A 17,125-nucleotide genomic window follows, 5' to 3' on the forward strand; every position below is an offset into this window, starting at 1 on the left:
TGCGGCATGAACGAGCCCAACCCGTTCCTGGACCCCGCCCGCCGGCAGGAGCTGTACGGTCACGCCTCCCGGCTGGCCGGACGGACCAGCGCCCTGATGCGCGCGAAGACGTCCGGTCGCCCCGTGCTCGAGACGATCGTCAGCTTGGTGCAGGCCCACCACGCGCATCCGAACCGCCTCGGCATGGTGCTCGACATCGGCTGCGGTCGCGGCACGAGCACCCTGGCCATCGTCGAGCAGCTGAGGCCCCGGCGCGTCATCGGCCTGGACGCCGCCCCCGCCCTGCTCGTCCAGGCCCGCGCACGCTCCGAGGAACTGCCCGACACCGTGGCGGAATTCGTCGAAGGGGACTTCCACGATTTCCCGCTGCCCGCCGGGTCGTGCGATGTTGCCGTCGCCGCGTTCTGCCTCTACCACTCGCCGCGGCCCAACGACGTCATCGCGCAGATCGCGGAAGTTCTGGCCCCCGGGGGCCTGGCCGTACTCGTCACAAAGGGACTCGACAGCTACCGGGAGATGGACCAGCTGGTCGCCGCGGCCGGCCTCGATGTGCGGGCCGAGAAGCACGAGAGCCTCTACACCGCCGCGCACAGCGGCAACCTCGCCGCTCTGGCCACCTCCTCGCTCGACGTGATCGCCACCCTGGACGAGAAGCATGCCTTCACCTTCGACGGCCACGACCACCTCGCGCAGTACCTCGCCACCAACCCCAAGTACGACCTCGCGCCCGGCCTGTACGGGAACCCCGGGGCCCTGGCAGCGACCTTGCACGAGTTCCTTCCGGACCAGCCGCTGACCACTCGGTCCCTCATCACCTTCGTCGTCGCACAGGCGCAGGAGGAGCCGGCATGACCCTCCCAGCGTTCACCAAGCACTACGAGACACCGGAGCGCGCGGCGGGAGCTGTCCGCCACTACCGGTGGATCAAAGAACACGCGAAGCCGCTGCGACAGCCGGCCCTTCACGCGATCAGACCGGCCAGTCTCGCGTTCGAGCGAGTCGAGGGCCGCTCCGTACGCCCCAAGGACCTGCCGCGCATGGCGGAACTGCTGGGCCGCGCGCACGGTGCCGCATGGCGCAGCGACCTGCAGTCGGCATCGCTAGGCACTCCGCACCGCTTCAACGACGGAACGCCGTTCGACGACTACCTCGGCCCGCGGGAGATCGCGCTCCGGCGACGCCACGTGCAGGGCTACCTGCCGAACAAGGTGGCCCTGTACGCGATGCTCGGCCTGCTGAAGGAGACCGCGCAGGGACCGCTCGCCTTCTACAAGGACAGCAACCCCCGCAACTTCATCATCACCACGGCCGGGGACATCGTCACCGTCGACACCGACGACCTGTCCCTAGCCCCGATGGGATACGACCTCGCCAAGCTCATCGCGACACTCCACCTGACGTACGGAGCACTCACGGACCAAGCCGTCAACGCCGCCCTCTGCACGTACAACACGGCGGCCGGATGCTACGGCTCCCAGCTCGACGTAACGAACCGCGGACGCCTCGACGACTTCCTGGCCCTGCACGCCGTCCTGACCGCCCCGTACGTCGGGCGCAACGGCTACCACTGGCCGCTCCGCTCCCACCTCCGAGGAACCCCGTGATCACTACCGAACTCGTCTTCGTACGGCACGGCCAGGCCCAGTGCAACGCCGACGGCCTCGTCGGGGGCCCGCGCACCTGCACCGGACTGACCAACCTCGGGTACGCCCAGGCCGAACAGGCCGCGCGCCGCCTGGCCACCGAGCACCTGAAGAAGCCCTTCGACATGGTCTACGCGGGCCCGCGGATTCGCCTCGTCCAGACCGGCGAGATCATGGCCCAGACGCTCCAGATTCCGCTGCACTTCGACGACCGGCTCGACGGCCCCGTCCACGGCGATGCCGACGGCAAACCGTGGGATGCGGTGAAGACAGCCGCCAACGGCGGCCCGCATGCGCACCCCGACACTCCCTGGGCCGCTGGCTCCGACACCTGGAACGGGTACCTGAAGCGCGCCAGCAAGAACCTGAGTCAGCTCATCGAGGAGAACAAGGGGAAGCGCATCGTGTTCGCCGCCCACGGAGAGACGGTGATCACCGCGCACACCCTGCTCCTCGACATCCCGATCGGCTCGCCGGCGGGCTTCACGCACAACCACGCCTCCATCACCCGCTGGCAGCACCACCGCAACCGCCTGGGCCAGACCCGCTGGATGCTCGATCGGCACAACGACACCGAGCACCTCAGTCTCCTCACACCGGAGCCGACCCCGTGATCGCCACATCGGACGACCCCCGGATCCAACTGGCGCACGACCTCCTCGGCGCCGTCGAGATTATGCCGGACCCCCTGCTCCCTCCCCGGGTCGTGCGCGTAGTGGCCGACGACGGGCAGCACTTCGTCGCCAAACAGCACACCGAGCCCGACCGATACGCGAGGGAACTCCACGCCTACCGGACATGGGGCACCCACCTGACCGGCCACGCGCCGAAGCTGGTCGGCCGTGACGACGCCACCCGCACCCTTCTGCTGACCGCGCTCGCAGGCGATCGGGCGGACACCGCGGCCCCGGGCTCACCCGAGGAGGAACTGGCCCATCACGAGGCCGGCCACGTCCTCGGCAAGCTCCACCAGGCAACCGCCATGCCCCAGGGCGGCGCCGTCGGCGCCGCGCTCGCCGAACGCCTCCAGAGCTGGATCGACCGGGCCGCTCACGTCGGCCTCATCGACACGGCCGAGCGGAACCTGCTGAAGCACCACGCGGCCATCCTGGGCAACAGCCTCATGGACAGCGCGATCTGCCACCTCGACTACCAGCCGCGCAACTGGCTGATCGGCGATGCCTTCGGCATCTGCGACTTCGAGCACATGCGACGCGACGCCCGCGTCCGCGACTTCGCCCGGCTCGAATTCCGCCGCTGGCAGGCCGCGCCCCACCTGCGAACCGCCTTCCTCGACGGGTACGGCCGCCCGCTGACCGACACCGAGCGGCGCCTTCTGGAGTCCTTCGGCGCCATCGAGGCGACCACCGCCCTGGTCAAGGGCCACAAAGAGAACGACCTCGCCCTGAGCGCGCACGGCCGAACCGTCCTGTCCCGCCTCACCTGACTTCCTCCCTTCGATCACCTTCCTGGAGATGCCCGTGCCGCACCACGAGCAGCAGCACCCGACCACCGCCGCCCCGCGCCGGGCTGTGGTGACCGGCTGCGCCGGATTCATCGGCTCCCACCTCGCACATGCCCTCGTACAGGCCGGCACCACCGTCATCGGCGTTGACCGCCGCGACCCCTCCGCCGACGCCACGGCCATCGCCAACCTCGCCTCCCTGCGCGGTATCCCGGGGTACCACCACATCACCGCCGACCTCCTCAACTGCGCGATCGACCCACTCCTGATCGACGCGGACGCGGTCTTCCACCTCGCCGGCATTCCCGGCGTACGGCCCTCCTGGGGGCCGCAGTTCAGCGACTACCTCGCGTCTAACGTGCTGGCCACCCACCGGGTCCTGGAAGCCTGCACCCGCATCGGCGTCCCGCGACTGGTCGTTGCGTCCTCCTCCAGCATCTACGGCCCGACCGACGGCGGCGCGAGTGTCGAGGCCGACCGTCCGAAGCCGGCTTCCCCGTACGCCGTGACCAAACTGGCCGAGGAACAGCTCTGCCTCGCCTACGCCGAGCGCCCCGTCGGTCCCAGCGTCGTCGCCCTGCGGTACTTCACCGTTTACGGCCCCCGCCAGCGCGCCGACATGTTCACCCACCGCGCCCTGCAGGCCGCTCTGACCGGACAGCCGCTTCGCCTGTACGGAGACGGTCACCAGCGACGCGACTTCACCTACATCGATGACGTGGTCGCTGCCACGATCGCCGCCGCGACCGTGCCGACAGCGCAGGGCGCGATCAACGTGGGCGGCGGGTCGAACACATCGCTGCTGGAAGTGATCAACATTGCCACCAGCCTCACCGGCCGCGACATCCAGCTCCAGCAGGACCACGCGCGCACCGGTGACGTCCTCCTAACCCGCGCCGACCCCAGCCGTGCCCGAGAAGTCCTCGGGTGGCAGCCGCGAGTCGACCTCCACAACGGCCTGCGCGCCCACATGCAGGCCCTGGCCGCCCAGGTCCCCGACTACAGCCGAGCCGCGTAACCCCGCGGCCCGGAGCCCGAGAGGAAACGCAGTGGAGAGTCCCGAGCGAGTGCGGCTGGACGCCTTCTTCCGGCAGATCACGACGCAGTTCCCTGCCGACGACGCGATCACGACGCTCGTCATCACGCATCTGCTCCCCGAACGGCCGGCGTTCCTGCGGGCCATGACCGCGGTGTCCACGGTCGGCGCCGTGCTGCCGAAACCTCGATCGATCCACCAGCCGACCCTCGACGCCGTCCGCCGCACCTTCCCCGTCCACGACCTGACCCGAGAACGGTTCACCGACAACACCCAGGCTCTGGACTACCTGGAGGACACAGCGGGCGGCAGGGACGTCGTCCTGGTGGACATCGGCGGCTACTTCGCGGCGAGCCTCGACACCCTCGTGAGCAAATTCTCCGGCCGTGTCCTCGGCGTCGTCGAGGACACCGAGAACGGACACCAGCGGTACGCGGCGCTCCACTCCCTACCGTGCCCGATCGTCTCCGTGGCCCGCTCCCCACTCAAGGACTGCGAAGACCACCTCGTCGGCCGGTCGATCGTGTTCTCCACCGACGCCCTCGTCCGCGCCCGCGGGGACATCCTGACCAGCCGCAACGCCTGCGTCATCGGCTTCGGCAAGATCGGCCGCGCCATCGCCCAGACCCTGCGCGCCCAAGACCTGCGCGTCACCGTGTACGACAACGATCCGATCAAGCGAGTCCAGGCGCACTCCCTCGGCTTCCGCACCAGCGCGTCCACCGCCGAGGCCGTACGCGATGCGGAGCTCGTCCTGTGCGCCACCGGCAATCTCGCCCTGCGGCAGGGAGACTTCGCCGCCTTGCGCAACGGCGCGTACCTGGGATCGGTGACCTCCTCCGAGGACGAACTCGAACTCGGAAGCCTCCACGACCTCTACCAGCGCAGCCCTGTCAGCGCCCAGTTGACGCGATACGAAGTCACCGGCCACTACTTCTACGTCCTCGCTGACGGCGGTGCCGTCAACTTCGTGCACGGCGCCGCTGTCGGCGCGTACATCCACCTCGTCCAGGCCGAGATACTCGCCGCCACCGCCGCGCTCAGCCACGCCCGCTTCCAGCCCGGACTGCACGAGATGCCGGCGGCCGACCGCGGCTCCATCGCCACAACCTGGCTCCACCACTTCGAAAGGTGACCCAGTGCCTCCCTCAGTCGACCACGTCCGCTCCGTCACCGAGGCGTACCTCACCCGCCACCCGAGCGAACGCGAATCCCTCACCCTGCTGTTCACCGCGCTCGCCGCCGCTGACGACCCCACGAACCGCAAGACGTTCCCCGCCCACGTCACATGCAGCGCCATCGTCATCAACGGCCGCCAGCATGTGCTGCACATCGTGCACAAGGCGTCCGGGAAACTGCTGGCGCCCGGCGGCCACAACGAACCGGATGACCGGCACCTGCGCGACGCCGCCCTGCGCGAACTGCACGAGGAGGCAGGCATCCCGCCCAGCGCCGTCGTTCCTCTCTCCGGCTTCGAGGACGTTCCCCTCGACATCGACGTGCACACCATCGACGCGAACCCCTCGAAGGACGAGCCGGCCCACCACCACGTGGACTTCCGCTGGGCCTTCCTTCTCGGCGCAGGGCACGCGGTGACCCTCCAGGAAGAGGAGGTCGACGGCTACGAATGGCGGCCGTTCACGAGCGCCGCGTCGCCCACCGTCCGCTCCAAGCTTGCTCTGCTGCCCTGAAGGCCCGCCCGTACTCGACCACCAGGAGGACGCCGTGGCCGCCACCACAGCTCTAGCTCCCGACGCCACACGGCGCCGGCACGTCGCCGTCATACCCTGCCGTTGGGGCGCTTCGCGCTTTCCCGGTAAACCGTTGGCTCGCCTCGGCGACAAGCCGCTGCTCTGGCACGTCCACCAGCGGTGCCTGGAGGCCAAACGTCTCGACGGAGCCGTCGTGGCGACCGACGACGAACGCATCGAAGCGGCGTGCCGCCAGCTGGGCATCGAGTGCATCCGCACCGGAGAGCACCTCACCGGCACCGATCGCGTCGCGGAGGTCGCCGAGCGCCTGCCGGCCGAGGCGTACATCAACGTCCAGGGCGACGAGCCGTTCATCTCGCCGACCGGCATCGACGCCATCTCCGAGGCCCTGGAGTACCTGCCGCCGGGCGCGCTCGCCGTGAACGCGTACACCGAACTGGCCGACGTCGGCGCCGTCCTGGACCACAACGTCGTCAAGGTCGTTGTCTCGGCCCATGGGGAGGCCCTGATGTTCTCGCGCCAGCCCATCCCCTATCCGAAGGGCGAACGACCGAAGTACCTCCGCCAACTGGGCCTCTATGGCTTCACCGGCCCAGCTCTCCACCGCTTCCGACAGCTCCAGCAAGGGCCCTTGGAGCGCGCCGAAGGAGTGGAGATGCTGCGCTTCGTCGAACACGGCTACGCCGTGCAGATGATCACTGTCGAGGAGGACGGCGTAGCGGTGGACACCCCTGAGGATCTAGCGCGAGCCGAGAGCCTCCTCGCCCAGTACGCATGATTGACCGCTGCCACGACGGCCGGCCTGTCGGCCCTTGAGGTGAGAACGACTTCCTTCCGCCGCAGGAACTGACGGCCGCGCACGCAGGACAGTTTCGATGCGCGGGTCTGTCAGCGGAGTGACGCTCCGGACGGGGTGTCGTCAGCAGGAACGGTCCAGGGTGCGGTGACTGCGGTGGCCATGGAGATGACGGCGAGGAGCGCGAAGAGGTGGCTGTATCCGCCGAGTGGCGCGGCGAGCATGGCCCCGGCGAAAGGAGCCAGGGCTGCGGCGGTGGTTGCTGGCGCGGCGAGCAGGCCGGAGAGTCGCCCGTAGTGGGTTGCGCCCCAGCGGTCGGTGATGGCGGTGGCTTGGAGCAGGGTGAGGTTGCCGCGGACCATGCCGGCCGCGAGCGACACGACAATGAGCAGGGCGTATGGCCCAGGTACGGCGGCAAAGGCGACGGTGGTGATGCCGCCGGCGGCGATCAGGGTCGTCGTGCGCGTGGCCACGGCGGTGCGTCGGGCGAGAGTGGCGTACAGGGTGCGGCCGAGGGTTTGTCCGGCGCCACCGAGTCCGAGCGCCCATGCTGCCTGGCTCGTGGTGTACCCGCGTTCCAGGAGGAGCGGTACGAGGGCGACGACGACGGCGTACATCGCGAAGGCCGACAGGGCGAAGACGGCCGCGAGCAGCAGGAACGGCCGACTGCGCGCCACCGGGGCCGCGCCGGCGGCGTGCGCAGGGCTGCGTGGGGCGTTGGGCCATGGTGCTCGCAGCGCGAGGGCATGGGCGGGGAGGGTGACGGTGGTGAGGATCCCGGCCAGCACGAGATAGGTGTGCCGCCAGGACAAGTGGTCGGCGAGCAGGGCCGTCAGCGGCGCGAAGACGGTAGAGGCCAGGCCGCCGGCGAGGGTGACGATCGTCAGGGCCCGGACGTGGTCCGGGGCCCACCAGCGGGTGAGGGCGGCGAACGCGGGCTGGTAGAACGTGGCGGCCATCGCGACTCCGGCCAGCGCCCAACCGGCGAAGAACATGGGCAGGTTGGGGGCCGTAGCCACCACGAGCAGGCTGGCGGCGCCGAGGGCTGATCCTGCTGTCATGACGGCGCGCGGGCCGCGCCGGTCGAGGATCCTCCCGACCCGGATACCGGCGAGCGCGGAGATGACCAGGCCGAGCGAGAACGCAGCGGTGGTCGCTCCTGCCGACCAGTTTGTCGCCTGCGTGATCTCGGGGTTCAGAACGGGGAACGCGTAGTAGACGATTCCCCAGCTGGTGATCTGGGTGACGCACAGGGCGGGCAGCGCGGCGCGAGGCCGTGACCGGTCCCCCGTGCCGGTCACGGCCTCGCTGGCTTGGAGGTCGGTCATCGACGGATCAGCAGCAGCCGCCCGCGGCTACCGGTTCCTTCGAGCCGGTGTCGGCCGAAGCCCCGCCCGAGCAGCAGGTGCTGCCCTGCTGCTTGGCCAGGGAGTCGGCATCGGCCTTGACGACGTACACCTCCCAGGGTTCTTCGCCGGGGCCGTGCACCCAGACCTTGTCCTGCAGGGCGTAACAGCAGGTGGTGTCGTTCTCCACGTCGGTGATCAGGCCGACCTCGCCCAGGCGGGCGGTGGCGGCGTGCACCGCCTCGGTCGTCTCGACCTCGACGCCGAGGTGGTCCATGCGGGTCGCCTCGCCCGCGGTGCCTTCGAGGAGGACGAGCTTGAGCGGCGGCTCGGCGATGGCAAAGTTGGCATAGCCGTCGCGGAGTTTGGCGGGCTCGGTGCCGAACAGCTTGCTGTAGAAGGCGACGGACGCATTGAGGTCGGGAACGCGCAGGGCGAGCTGTACGCGGGACATGGCGAACCTCCTGGGAAGGTGGGGAGTTCAGCAGCCGCCGGACGCGGTTGCGGGGGTGCCGATGCCGATCTGCAGGGTGGCTGGGGCGGCGCAGCAGCCGCCGCCCTCGCTGCTCTGGGCGGCGTCGGGATCGTCGAACAGGCCCGCGCCTCCGCACACGCCGGTCTCCGGCAGGGTGAGTTCAACGCGTTCGGCGGCCTCCTGGTCGCCAGCGAGCGCGGCAGTGATGGAGCGGACCTGCTCGTAGCCGGTCATCGCGAGGAACGTGGGCGCGCGGCCGTAGGACTTCATGCCGACCAGGTAGACGTCCTTCTCCGGGTGGGCAAGTTCGTTGACGCCGTGCGGGTAGACCGTGCCGCAGGAGTGGACGTTCGGGTCGATCAGCGGGGCGAGCGCGGTGGGGGCCTGGAGGCGCTCGTCGAGGCCGAGGCGCAGCTCGGAGAGGAAGGACAGGTCGGGGCGGAAGCCAGTCAGGACGATGACCTCGTCGACCGGGTCGAGGCGGCGGCGATCCTCGGCGACGAGGACGAGCTGGTCGCCGTTGCGTTCCACGGCCTGTGTACGGAAGCCGGTGACCGCGCTCGCGTGGCCGGCCTCGACGGCCGCCTTGGCGCGCAGGCCCAGTGCGCCGCGCGCAGGTAGTTCGTCCGCCTCGCCGCCGCCGTAGGTGCTCGCACCGATGCCGCGGCGCAGGATCCACGCGGCATGCGTCCCGTCCTCCTCCTTGGCCAGGTCGGCGAGGTAGGCGAGGGCGGTGAAGGCGGAGGCGCCGGAGCCGATCACGGCGGTGCGCTTGCTCGCGTAGCGGGCACGTACGGCCGGGTCGCCCAGGTCGGGGACTTGGTAGGAGATGTGGTCGGTGGCTGCCTTCTCGCCGAGGGCGGGCAGGCCGTCGGCGCCCATCGGGCTGGGGGTGGACCAGGTGCCGGAGGCGTCGATGATGGCGCGGGCGGCAAGAAGCTCCTCGCGGCCGTCGGCAAGCTGGATGTGGATGGTGAAGGGCTGCTCGTCGCGGCCGGAGTCGACGATGCGGTCCCGGCCCGCGCGGGCGACGCCGGTGACCGTGGCGCCGTAGCGGACCTTGTCGCCGAGGACGTCGGCGAGCGGCTGCAGGTAGTGCCCGGCCCAGTCGCCGCCGGTGGGGTAGGCGGTCCCGTCGGGGCGGACCCAACCGGTGGGGGCGAGGAGCTTCTCCGCAGCCGGGTCGGTGACCTCGGCCCAGGGGGAGAACAGCCGCACGTGCGACCAGGCCCGTACGGCGGTGCCGGCGGACGGCCCGGCCTCCAGGACGAGCGGTTCGAGGCCGCGCTCGATGAGGCGGGCGGCGGCGGCCAGGCCGATCGGGCCGGCTCCGACGACCACGACGGGCAGCTGGTCGGTGGTGGGCACGCTGTTACGTAACTACGGAAAGCGCCGTCCGCATGGGAGAGCTTCTGTTCGGTACGACGCTGCTGGCGTCGTACCTCGGAAACGTCGTGGCGCGCTGCTCGCGTCCTGCTGCGTGTCCGTGATGTGCCCACATATTTGGCCACCTGCTTCCGCCGCCCATCGGCTGTTGTTCGCACCCCACCTCCTCCACGAAGACCGGCTCATCGCGGACGGGTGCGTTGCCGCCCGCCCGTTACGACGTGAGCTCAACCGCCTCCCCCAGACCTGATCGGACAAGGAATCCCGCCATGGCAAACCTGCTCTACATCCTCCCCGCGCTCGCCTGCCCAGTCGGTATGGGCTTGATGATGTGGTTCATGATGCGCCCCAAGCGCGGCTCCCAGGCCGACCCCACCGGGGACCGCCAAGAGCTGACCCGCCTGCGCAAGGAGATCGACGCCCTGCGCAGCGAGCAGGCGTCCCGGGACACCACCCCGCAGGACCGCCCGGCATGACGGGGGTCTGGCTCCCGCTGGCGGCGACCGCACTCGCCGCAGCTCTCACCTGGTGGTGCTGTATACGCCCCATGGCCAAGAACCGCTCCTGCCACTCCGCTCAGGCCGGCGCGGACGATCCCGAGCTCCAGGAAGAGCTGCGGCGCGCCCGCGAGGAAGTCCGGCAACTGCGCGAACAGGCCACCCCGCCTGCCGCCCCCTCCAAGGGACCGGAGATCCTCGACAAGTGACCTCTTCCGCACCAACGGTCCGGCGCTCCGTCGTCACGATCGGCTCGTTCGTCCCGCTCGTCTCGCTCGTCCTGGTCCTGCTGTTTGGCGCCGCCGCGCCCGCGTCCGCGCACGCCACCCTGCTGTTCACCAGCCCCGCCGCGGACGCGACGGTGGCCGACTCGCCGAAGTCGCTCGTCCTGGTCTTCGACCAGCCGGTCAGCCTGAGCGGAACCTCCGTACGCGTCGAGCCCTCGGCCCGCCTGGGCACCGCCACGCTCAGCCAGGGCAACCAAGCGGTCACCGTCCCCGTCCGCTCCACCCTCGCCGAGGGCGTGCGCACCATCGACTGGCAGGTCACCGCCCGCGACGGAGACGTCATGACCGGCCGTTACCGCTTCGCCGTCGGCCCCCGCACCATCGCCCTCGCCTCCGGCCAGACCACCGCCGCCAAGGACGCCACCCCCACCACGATCCTGCGCTGGCTGCTGTTCGCGGCCCTCGCCGTCATGCTCGGCGAGGAGGCCGGCCGACGCCTCACCGCCCGCGTCCCCGACACCCCTACCCGGCGCCCACGTTCCTGGGCCCTGCCCGCCTCGCTTATCGGCACCGCCGCCACACTCGTGCTGGCCGCCCTGCAACTCGGGGACGGCTCGTTCTTCTCCCTGACCGGCACCCGGCCCGGCGTCCTGTCCCTGGTCGAGGTCGCGGGCTTCGCTCTCGCCGCCGTGGCGGTGCTGGTACGCCGCCGCACCTGGGCGGTTGTCTCGCTCACCGCAGTCCTGGTCGCCGAGGCTCTGCGTGCCCACCCGCAGGCCGAGCAGACCATCGCGGGGCCGTTGCTCACGTTCGTACATCTCACGGCCGCTGCGCTGTGGGCCGGAACGCTGCTGCACGTGCTGCACACCCTGGCCGCATGGCGCGGCGAACGCTCCCCCGTCCGTGCCCTGCTGCTCTCCTACGCCCGCCTCGCCGCCTGGCTGTTCGCCGCCGTCGTCGTCACCGGGCTGATCTCCGCGCTGCTCCTCGTCCCGCTCGGCGACCTTGCCACCACCACATACGGGCAGGTGCTGCTCGCCAAGATCGCCCTGGTCACCGTGGTCGCGGGTCTCGCCCTCGGCGCCCGCCGACGCCTGCACCGCGCCGACACGCCATCGCCGCAGCGCCCGGCCCGCGCCGAGACCGGCGCGCTCGCCATCGTCCTGGCCCTCTCCGCCACGCTCACCGTGCTGTCCGTCCCCGCCGACGCCAACCGGTCCCTCCCCTTCGCCCCGCCGCTCGACGGCCCGGTCGTGCCCGCCGGCACCCGCGCCGGGGAGATCGGCATCAGCGCCCGCGCCGCGACCGGCCGGCTCGTGATCGATCTCACCGCGCCCCAGATCGGCGGCAACGAGAAGCAGTCGTACGGCCTGAAGGCCACCCTCGCCGACCCGCACGGCACCCGCCGGGCCCTGAAGCTCCGCGGCTGCGGAACCGGCTGCTTCTACACCCCGGTCACCTGGCGCAGGGGCACCAGCCGCCTCACCCTCACCGCGTCCGCGGGCGAGGAATGGGCCGGCGGGCGCGCGGGCCTCGCGATCACGTGGCCGCCCCGCCCGGACACGGCCCTGCTGCGCGAGACCGTCGCCGCCATGAAGAAGACCCCGCGCTTCACCCTCCACGAGCTGGTCACCAGCAACACCGCGCGCGGCCTCGGCAACCTCAGGCAGCTTCCGATCACCGGCACGGAGTTCCTCGCCTCCGAGCCGTACGGCAGCGGCACCGCCCCGGTGATCACCCGGCTGCCGGACGAGAACGGCCACCGTCGCCTGGCCCTCGCTTACCCGGCCGAGCACACGCAGCTCGACCTCACCCTCGACGAGACCGGCCGGATCGTCCACGAGACTCTGACCGCACCCAACCACCTCGTCACCCGCACCCTCGTCTACCCGGAGCCAGAGGGGGACGGCCATGGCTAGTGAGCGTCCGGGCGAAGGCGACAGTCCGCCCACAGGACTCGCCTAATATCGACTGTGATGGGGAGCCTGAGACAGCACACGGCCCGCGGAACGTGGTGGACCACGCGGATCGCGGCACTCTGCCCTGCCCTGGCCGTGCTGCTCGCCGCACTGGTGATCTGCCTGGGAGCCGTGGCCCACGGCCAGAGCACCCCGGCCACCGCCTCCATGACCACCATGTCCGCCACCGCGGCCCCGACGGACACCCCGGCCGAACACCACGCGACGACAGCCGCGCACCCCTCCGACTGCCTTCCCGGCGACGTGTGCTGCCGCCCGGCCGACGGCGTACGAGCCGTGCTCGCCACTCCCTCCCAGCCACTCCCGGCGGTACTGCCCCGCATGCCGGACCTCCCCCGGCAGCCGGACACCCCCGCGCTCTCCACCGGGCCCGCGTCGGCCTGCCTCGCTCCCGACCTCCACGTCCTGCAGGTGCAACGGACCTAGACGGAAGCAACGCCGCCGTGGGCCCACATGCACAGGCAGCCGACTTCCGCCCATCCACCCCACACCTGCACCCACCGCCGCCCGACGACACCGCGCGGCGGAGACGAGGAACACACAGCCATGAGCAAGACCAGCAAGAAGGCCGCATCCGAGGCACGGCGGGCCAAGATAGAGGAGGCGCGCCGCGCCGAGCGGGCCCGCGAGCGCCGCAACCGGATCATCACCATCACACTCAGCATGGTCATCGTCGCCGGACTGATCGGCTGGGGGGCGTACTACATCAACAGCGCCAACGAGAAGGACGAGCAACAGGCCGCCGCCGCGAAGAAGCCCGTCAGCGGCGAGAAGAGCTGGGACGCTAAGAAGCTCACGCAGAACCATGTCAAGGGCACCGTCGACTACCCGATGAACCCGCCCGTCGGCGGCGACCACAACCAGGCGTGGATGACCTGCGAGGGCACCGTCTACACCAAGGCCGTCCCCAACGAGAACGCCGTGCACTCCCTGGAGCACGGCGCGGTCTGGGTGACCTACAACGACAAGGCCACCGACGCCGACATCAAGACGCTCAGCGACAAGGTCTCCAAGACGCCCTACACCCTGATGAGCCCGGACAAGACCCAGTCCGGGACGATCACGCTGTCGGCCTGGGGCAAGCAGCTCAGCGTGAACAAGGCGTCCGACCCCAGGGTCGAGCAGTTCCTCACCAAGTACGTCCAGGGCTCGCAAACCCCCGAGAAGGGCGCCACCTGCGCCGGGGGGCTGACCGCCTGATGAGCGATACGACTGTGACGGCACCGGACATGACGGATTCCGAGGACGTGCCCACCCGCAAGCCGTCCCGCGGTCCGTGGGCCGTCGCCGTGGCGGCTCTGGTCGCCCTCGGCCTGATCCTCTGGTTCGTGGCCGCTCTGGGCGACGAGGACACGTCCGACGTGCCCACCGCCGCCTCCGCCGACGCGGGCTTCGCACGCGACATGGCCGTCCACCATCAGCAGGCCGTCGAGATGTCCTTCATCATCCGCGACCGTACCGACAACGAGGACGTACGCCGCCTCGCGTACGACATCGCGCAGACCCAGGCCAACCAGCGCGGCATGCTGCTCGGCTGGCTCGACCTGTGGAGCCTGCCGAAGACGTCCCCCGACTACATGAGTTGGATGAAGGGCGACGCCCACATGGGCCACCAGCCGAAGAACGGCTCCCTCATGCCCGGCATGGCCACCAACACCGAACTCGACCAACTCCGCAAGACGAGCGACAAACAAGCCGAGATCCTCTACCTCCAGCTGCTGACCGACCACCACATGGGCGGCGTCACCATGGCCCGCGCCTGCGCCGAGCAGTGCAAGGTCCCCCAGGAACGCCAACTGGCCCAGGGCATGGTGCAGGCCCAGCAGTCCGAGATGAAGCTCATGGCCGACATGCTCAAGGAGCGCGGCTCGGCACCCCGCTGACGAGGTCCATCCCCAGGGTCGAGGGCCGGCTCCCTGGCCCTGAGGTGAGACGTAAGAGCTGTGACTACGAGTCGGTCGTCGTGGCCCCGGTCCGTAGCCGCCCTACGCCGGGAACGAAGCGGCCCGCCGTGGCGGCGTACTCAAGGTAGGCCGAACCGTGCGCCCGCCTGAGGTACGGCTCCTCGGCCACGCGTACCTGCAGTTCCACGGCGATGACCAGCGCGGCGAGGGAGGCCAGGGCAATGACGTTCGGCACCATCAAGGCGAGCCCGAGGCCGGTGACAGCCATGGCGGTGAAGATCGGGTTGCGGACGAGGGCGAACGGGCCGCCGCTGACGAGGTCAGTGCGCTCGTCCTGGTCCACACCCACGCGCCAGGACGCCCCCATGGCCCCCTGGGCGACCAGGGTGGAGTAGACGCCGAGCGCCGCGACCACCACGCCGGCTCCGTGCACCACGGGGACATCGTCGACGAGCAGCGGCAGACCCGCCAGCGTCGCAATCGGCGCGGTGGCGGCGCCGAGCAGGGCGACGACGAACAGCACTCCGGCCCACCACGAGGCCGAGCCCTGTGTGCCCGAGAGGCCACGAAAGCCGGAGTCGCCGGTACGGCGGTACTGGCTGAGCGTGCGGACGCCGAAGGCGGAGATCAGCCAGATTCCGTAGAGCGCCAGGGTTGCCCAGGCCCAGCCGGTCACCGGGTGTTCGCCTCCTTCGCCGGAGTGCAGCACGAGCAGCCCGGGCCGCAGCCGCAGCCGTCCTGCTCCTCGGCTTCAGCGGCGATCCCTCCGACGGTCACCGCGCCGCAATTGTCGCCGCGCCATGCCTCGCGGCCCTCCTTGACCGCGACGGCGGCAATCACCAGGGCGGCGATGGGGTCGGCCCAGGTCCAGCCGAGCAGCGAGTTGGCGAGCAGGCCGACCAGGACGACGGCAGGTCTGCTTGGAGTCGGCGACGGCGGAGGCGGAGCCGAGTTCGCGGCCGGCGCGGCGTTGGGCGGCGGACAGGAACGGCATGACCGTCAGGGAGAGGGCGGCCAGCACGATGCCGGGTGTGGAGTGTTCGGCCTCGCCGGTGCCGGTCAGGGCGCACACGGAGTCGACGGTGACGTACGCGGCGAGCGCGAAGAAGGAGAGTGCGATGATGCGCAGCGCGGTCTTCTCCCGCGCCTCGCGTACGGCGTGGTCTCTCGCGGAGAACTGCCAGGCCACAGCCGCGGCGGAGGAGACCTCGATGACCGAGTCCAGTCCGAAGCTGATCAGCGCGGTGGAGGAGGCGAGCGTGCCGGCCGTGATGGCGACGATCGCCTCGATGACGTTGTAGGTGATGGTGGCGGCGACCAGCGCAACGCCTGCCGTCAAACAAGGCCTCTACGACTGCAAGCCGACTCTGCGCCTCACGCACGCCTGGGCTTCCGCGTCGCTGCACCCACGGAAGGTGCGCTACAGCCACGGCTGGAAGCCGCCACCCAGTAGCGCAGCTGCCCCGTGAAGTACACCCAGATACCGGCGACCTGGAGGACGCCGACAATGACGAGCATCGCCCGGCGAACCGCATCACGCCCCGCGCGTTACGGCGCGCGAACCCGAACGCCTTCAGCGCGCGGCGGAAGCCGAGGGCGACGACGAGGAAGGGCAGGCCCCGGCCGACGCTGTGGACGAAGGCGAACAGCGCGGTCGTGTCGCCCTCACCTCGTCGATCGGTCTCACCCCGCTCACCCCACCGTGGTTGGCTCCTGGGCAGCGGACGGCGAGGCAGAAGACGCCCCCTTGAAGGGCCTGGACGGGTACCCGGTGTCGAAGTGCATGTAGTCGGGCACCTTGATGTCCTGCCAGACCCAGCCCTCCTCCGTGAACATCCGCCAGACGAGGCCTCCTTCGATGATCTTGCCCTTCCCCTCCGTGCGGTCCTTGTACTTGGCGCTCGGCGACCACTTCTTGGTCCTCAGGTTGATCCACGGGTTCTCGTACGGGTTGATGTCGATCGCCCGGCCGTTGGCGTGCGGAGACTCCCTGAACGGGGCGTTGATCTGGTCGGGGCGGCGGCAGTTGAACGCGGAGGTGTTGTCGGCGGCCAGGCTCGCGTCCAGGTCTCCGTCGTAGGCCTCCACCGGCTCCATACGGCGAATGGGGAAGCCTTCCTCAAACAGCCGCGTGAAGATGCGGACGACGCTGGCCGATACATCGGCAGTGACGACGAGGACGCCGCGGTGCACCTTGCCGTCGAAGCCCACGTAGTTCATTTCGACGCGGCGCAGCTGGTCGCGGACGTCGGGACAGCCCTTGCGCCACAGTCCCGCCGCCACCATGCGGGACCACTGGGCGTCCGTGATCTCTTTGACGGCGGCGTCCAGGGACGGTGTGGGCGAAGGGGTGGGGGTCGGACTGGGGGTCGAGGAGGGCCGCGACGAGGTCCCGTCGGAGCTGCCGGCACCCTGCGTTGCCGGGGCGGCACCCGACGCCGACGAGGACGAGCAGCCGCCGGCAAGAAGCGCCGTCGCGGAGAGGAGCGCAAGGCTGCCGAGAGCGAGTTTCCTGCGCCGCCCACCCATGCGGGTCAATGGTGCCGTGTCCCTGCGCGGGTGGTGGAGGTGGGCCGCGTCGCACATGCGCGCCGCCTCCGGTGCGTGGCTGGTCAAGCAAAATCTCCTGGAGTGCTTCCGGGACTCGTGCCGGCACGGC

The 17,125-nt window shown here is 70.4% G+C and carries 19 protein-coding genes and 1 pseudogene; 14 read left to right on the top strand and 6 right to left on the bottom strand.

From position 1 onward, the window contains the following. Positions 1 to 6: 6 nt before the first annotated feature. Genes ACZ5C2_RS11515 through ACZ5C2_RS11550 form a run of 8 tightly spaced genes read left to right on the top strand, consistent with a single transcriptional unit; the run spans position 7 to position 6,634 of the window. The gene (locus tag ACZ5C2_RS11515) at positions 7 to 852 is read left to right on the top strand and encodes a class I SAM-dependent methyltransferase (protein WP_189909527.1); all 846 of its coding nucleotides are present in this window, start codon (positions 7 to 9) and stop codon (positions 850 to 852) included. Further along, positions 849 to 1,604, top strand: a complete 756-nt coding sequence (locus ACZ5C2_RS11520) for a phosphotransferase (protein ID WP_189909528.1) — start codon at positions 849 to 851, stop codon at positions 1,602 to 1,604. The genes ACZ5C2_RS11515 and ACZ5C2_RS11520 overlap by 4 nt, the downstream gene beginning before the upstream one ends. Continuing rightward, a complete protein-coding gene (locus tag ACZ5C2_RS11525; RefSeq protein WP_468789100.1) occupies positions 1,601 to 2,257 on the top strand; it encodes a histidine phosphatase family protein in 657 nt (218 codons plus the stop codon). The genes ACZ5C2_RS11520 and ACZ5C2_RS11525 overlap by 4 nt, the downstream gene beginning before the upstream one ends. After that, a complete protein-coding gene (locus tag ACZ5C2_RS11530) occupies positions 2,254 to 3,090 on the top strand; it encodes an aminoglycoside phosphotransferase/kinase family protein (protein ID WP_189909530.1) in 837 nt (278 codons plus the stop codon). The genes ACZ5C2_RS11525 and ACZ5C2_RS11530 overlap by 4 nt, the downstream gene beginning before the upstream one ends. Positions 3,091 to 3,118: 28 nt before the next feature. Then, complete coding sequence (locus ACZ5C2_RS11535; RefSeq protein ID WP_246531967.1) at positions 3,119 to 4,126, top strand: NAD-dependent epimerase/dehydratase family protein; 1,008 nt, start codon at positions 3,119 to 3,121, stop codon at positions 4,124 to 4,126. Between the two features lie 31 nt (positions 4,127 to 4,157). Next, positions 4,158 to 5,279, top strand: coding sequence for an adenosylhomocysteinase (locus ACZ5C2_RS11540; RefSeq protein ID WP_189909531.1), 1,122 nt, complete (start codon positions 4,158 to 4,160; stop codon positions 5,277 to 5,279). Between the two features lie 4 nt (positions 5,280 to 5,283). Beyond that, positions 5,284 to 5,835: an NUDIX hydrolase gene (locus ACZ5C2_RS11545; protein ID WP_189909532.1), complete on the top strand. Its 552-nt coding sequence runs from the start codon at positions 5,284 to 5,286 to the stop codon at positions 5,833 to 5,835. Positions 5,836 to 5,869: 34 nt separating this feature from the next. Beyond that, positions 5,870 to 6,634, top strand: a complete 765-nt coding sequence (locus tag ACZ5C2_RS11550; protein WP_189909533.1) for a 3-deoxy-manno-octulosonate cytidylyltransferase — start codon at positions 5,870 to 5,872, stop codon at positions 6,632 to 6,634. A 110-nt stretch (positions 6,635 to 6,744) separates the two neighbouring features. Here ACZ5C2_RS11550 and ACZ5C2_RS11555 read toward each other — a convergent pair whose 3' ends face one another. The 3 genes from ACZ5C2_RS11555 to ACZ5C2_RS11565 are packed head-to-tail and all read right to left on the bottom strand — an operon-like array spanning position 6,745 to position 9,841. Beyond that, positions 6,745 to 7,980, bottom strand: a complete 1,236-nt coding sequence (locus tag ACZ5C2_RS11555) for an MFS transporter (protein WP_189909534.1) — start codon at positions 7,978 to 7,980, stop codon at positions 6,745 to 6,747. Between the two features lie 7 nt (positions 7,981 to 7,987). Beyond that, a complete protein-coding gene (locus ACZ5C2_RS11560; RefSeq protein WP_189909535.1) occupies positions 7,988 to 8,452 on the bottom strand; it encodes an ArsI/CadI family heavy metal resistance metalloenzyme in 465 nt (154 codons plus the stop codon). 27 nt (positions 8,453 to 8,479) lie between these two features. Beyond that, on the bottom strand, positions 8,480 to 9,841 hold the full coding sequence (locus tag ACZ5C2_RS11565; protein ID WP_189909536.1) for an NAD(P)-binding domain-containing protein: 1,362 nt from the start codon (positions 9,839 to 9,841) through the stop codon (positions 8,480 to 8,482). A gap of 287 nt (positions 9,842 to 10,128) precedes the next feature. On the opposite strand from ACZ5C2_RS11565, the gene ACZ5C2_RS11570 reads away from it, so the two are divergent. The 6 genes from ACZ5C2_RS11570 (at position 10,129) to ACZ5C2_RS11595 (ending at position 14,445) form a co-directional block, all read left to right on the top strand. Next, positions 10,129 to 10,335, top strand: a complete 207-nt coding sequence (locus tag ACZ5C2_RS11570; RefSeq protein WP_189909537.1) for a hypothetical protein — start codon at positions 10,129 to 10,131, stop codon at positions 10,333 to 10,335. 71 nt (positions 10,336 to 10,406) lie between these two features. Then, positions 10,407 to 10,565, top strand: coding sequence for a hypothetical protein (locus tag ACZ5C2_RS11575; RefSeq protein WP_189909538.1), 159 nt, complete (start codon positions 10,407 to 10,409; stop codon positions 10,563 to 10,565). After that, positions 10,562 to 12,502 carry a copper resistance protein CopC gene (locus tag ACZ5C2_RS11580; protein WP_266403037.1) on the top strand — a complete coding sequence of 647 codons (1,941 nt, stop codon included), beginning with the start codon at positions 10,562 to 10,564 and terminating at the stop codon, positions 12,500 to 12,502. The genes ACZ5C2_RS11575 and ACZ5C2_RS11580 overlap by 4 nt, the downstream gene beginning before the upstream one ends. A gap of 57 nt (positions 12,503 to 12,559) precedes the next feature. Next, the gene (locus tag ACZ5C2_RS11585) at positions 12,560 to 12,988 is read left to right on the top strand and encodes a hypothetical protein (RefSeq protein WP_189909539.1); all 429 of its coding nucleotides are present in this window, start codon (positions 12,560 to 12,562) and stop codon (positions 12,986 to 12,988) included. A gap of 120 nt (positions 12,989 to 13,108) precedes the next feature. Further along, positions 13,109 to 13,762, top strand: coding sequence for a DUF3105 domain-containing protein (locus ACZ5C2_RS11590; RefSeq protein ID WP_189909540.1), 654 nt, complete (start codon positions 13,109 to 13,111; stop codon positions 13,760 to 13,762). 29 nt (positions 13,763 to 13,791) lie between these two features. Next, a complete protein-coding gene (locus tag ACZ5C2_RS11595) occupies positions 13,792 to 14,445 on the top strand; it encodes a DUF305 domain-containing protein (protein WP_189909541.1) in 654 nt (217 codons plus the stop codon). A gap of 64 nt (positions 14,446 to 14,509) precedes the next feature. On the opposite strand, the gene ACZ5C2_RS11600 is transcribed toward ACZ5C2_RS11595, so the two are convergent. From ACZ5C2_RS11600 to ACZ5C2_RS11610, 3 genes and pseudogenes are all read right to left on the bottom strand, one after another. Then, positions 14,510 to 15,142, bottom strand: a complete 633-nt coding sequence (locus ACZ5C2_RS11600) for a methyltransferase family protein (protein WP_189909542.1) — start codon at positions 15,140 to 15,142, stop codon at positions 14,510 to 14,512. Further along, positions 15,139 to 15,787: pseudogene (locus ACZ5C2_RS11605) on the bottom strand (cation efflux transmembrane domain-containing protein); the annotation flags it as partial. The pseudogene ACZ5C2_RS11605 and the gene ACZ5C2_RS11600, both read right to left, overlap by 4 nt. Positions 15,788 to 16,158: 371 nt before the next feature. Then, the gene (locus ACZ5C2_RS11610) at positions 16,159 to 17,082 is read right to left on the bottom strand and encodes a M15 family metallopeptidase (RefSeq protein ID WP_246531968.1); all 924 of its coding nucleotides are present in this window, start codon (positions 17,080 to 17,082) and stop codon (positions 16,159 to 16,161) included. Between the last annotated feature and the right edge of the window lie 43 nt (positions 17,083 to 17,125).

This window comes from Streptomyces sp. NPDC031365 (assembly GCF_055569765.1).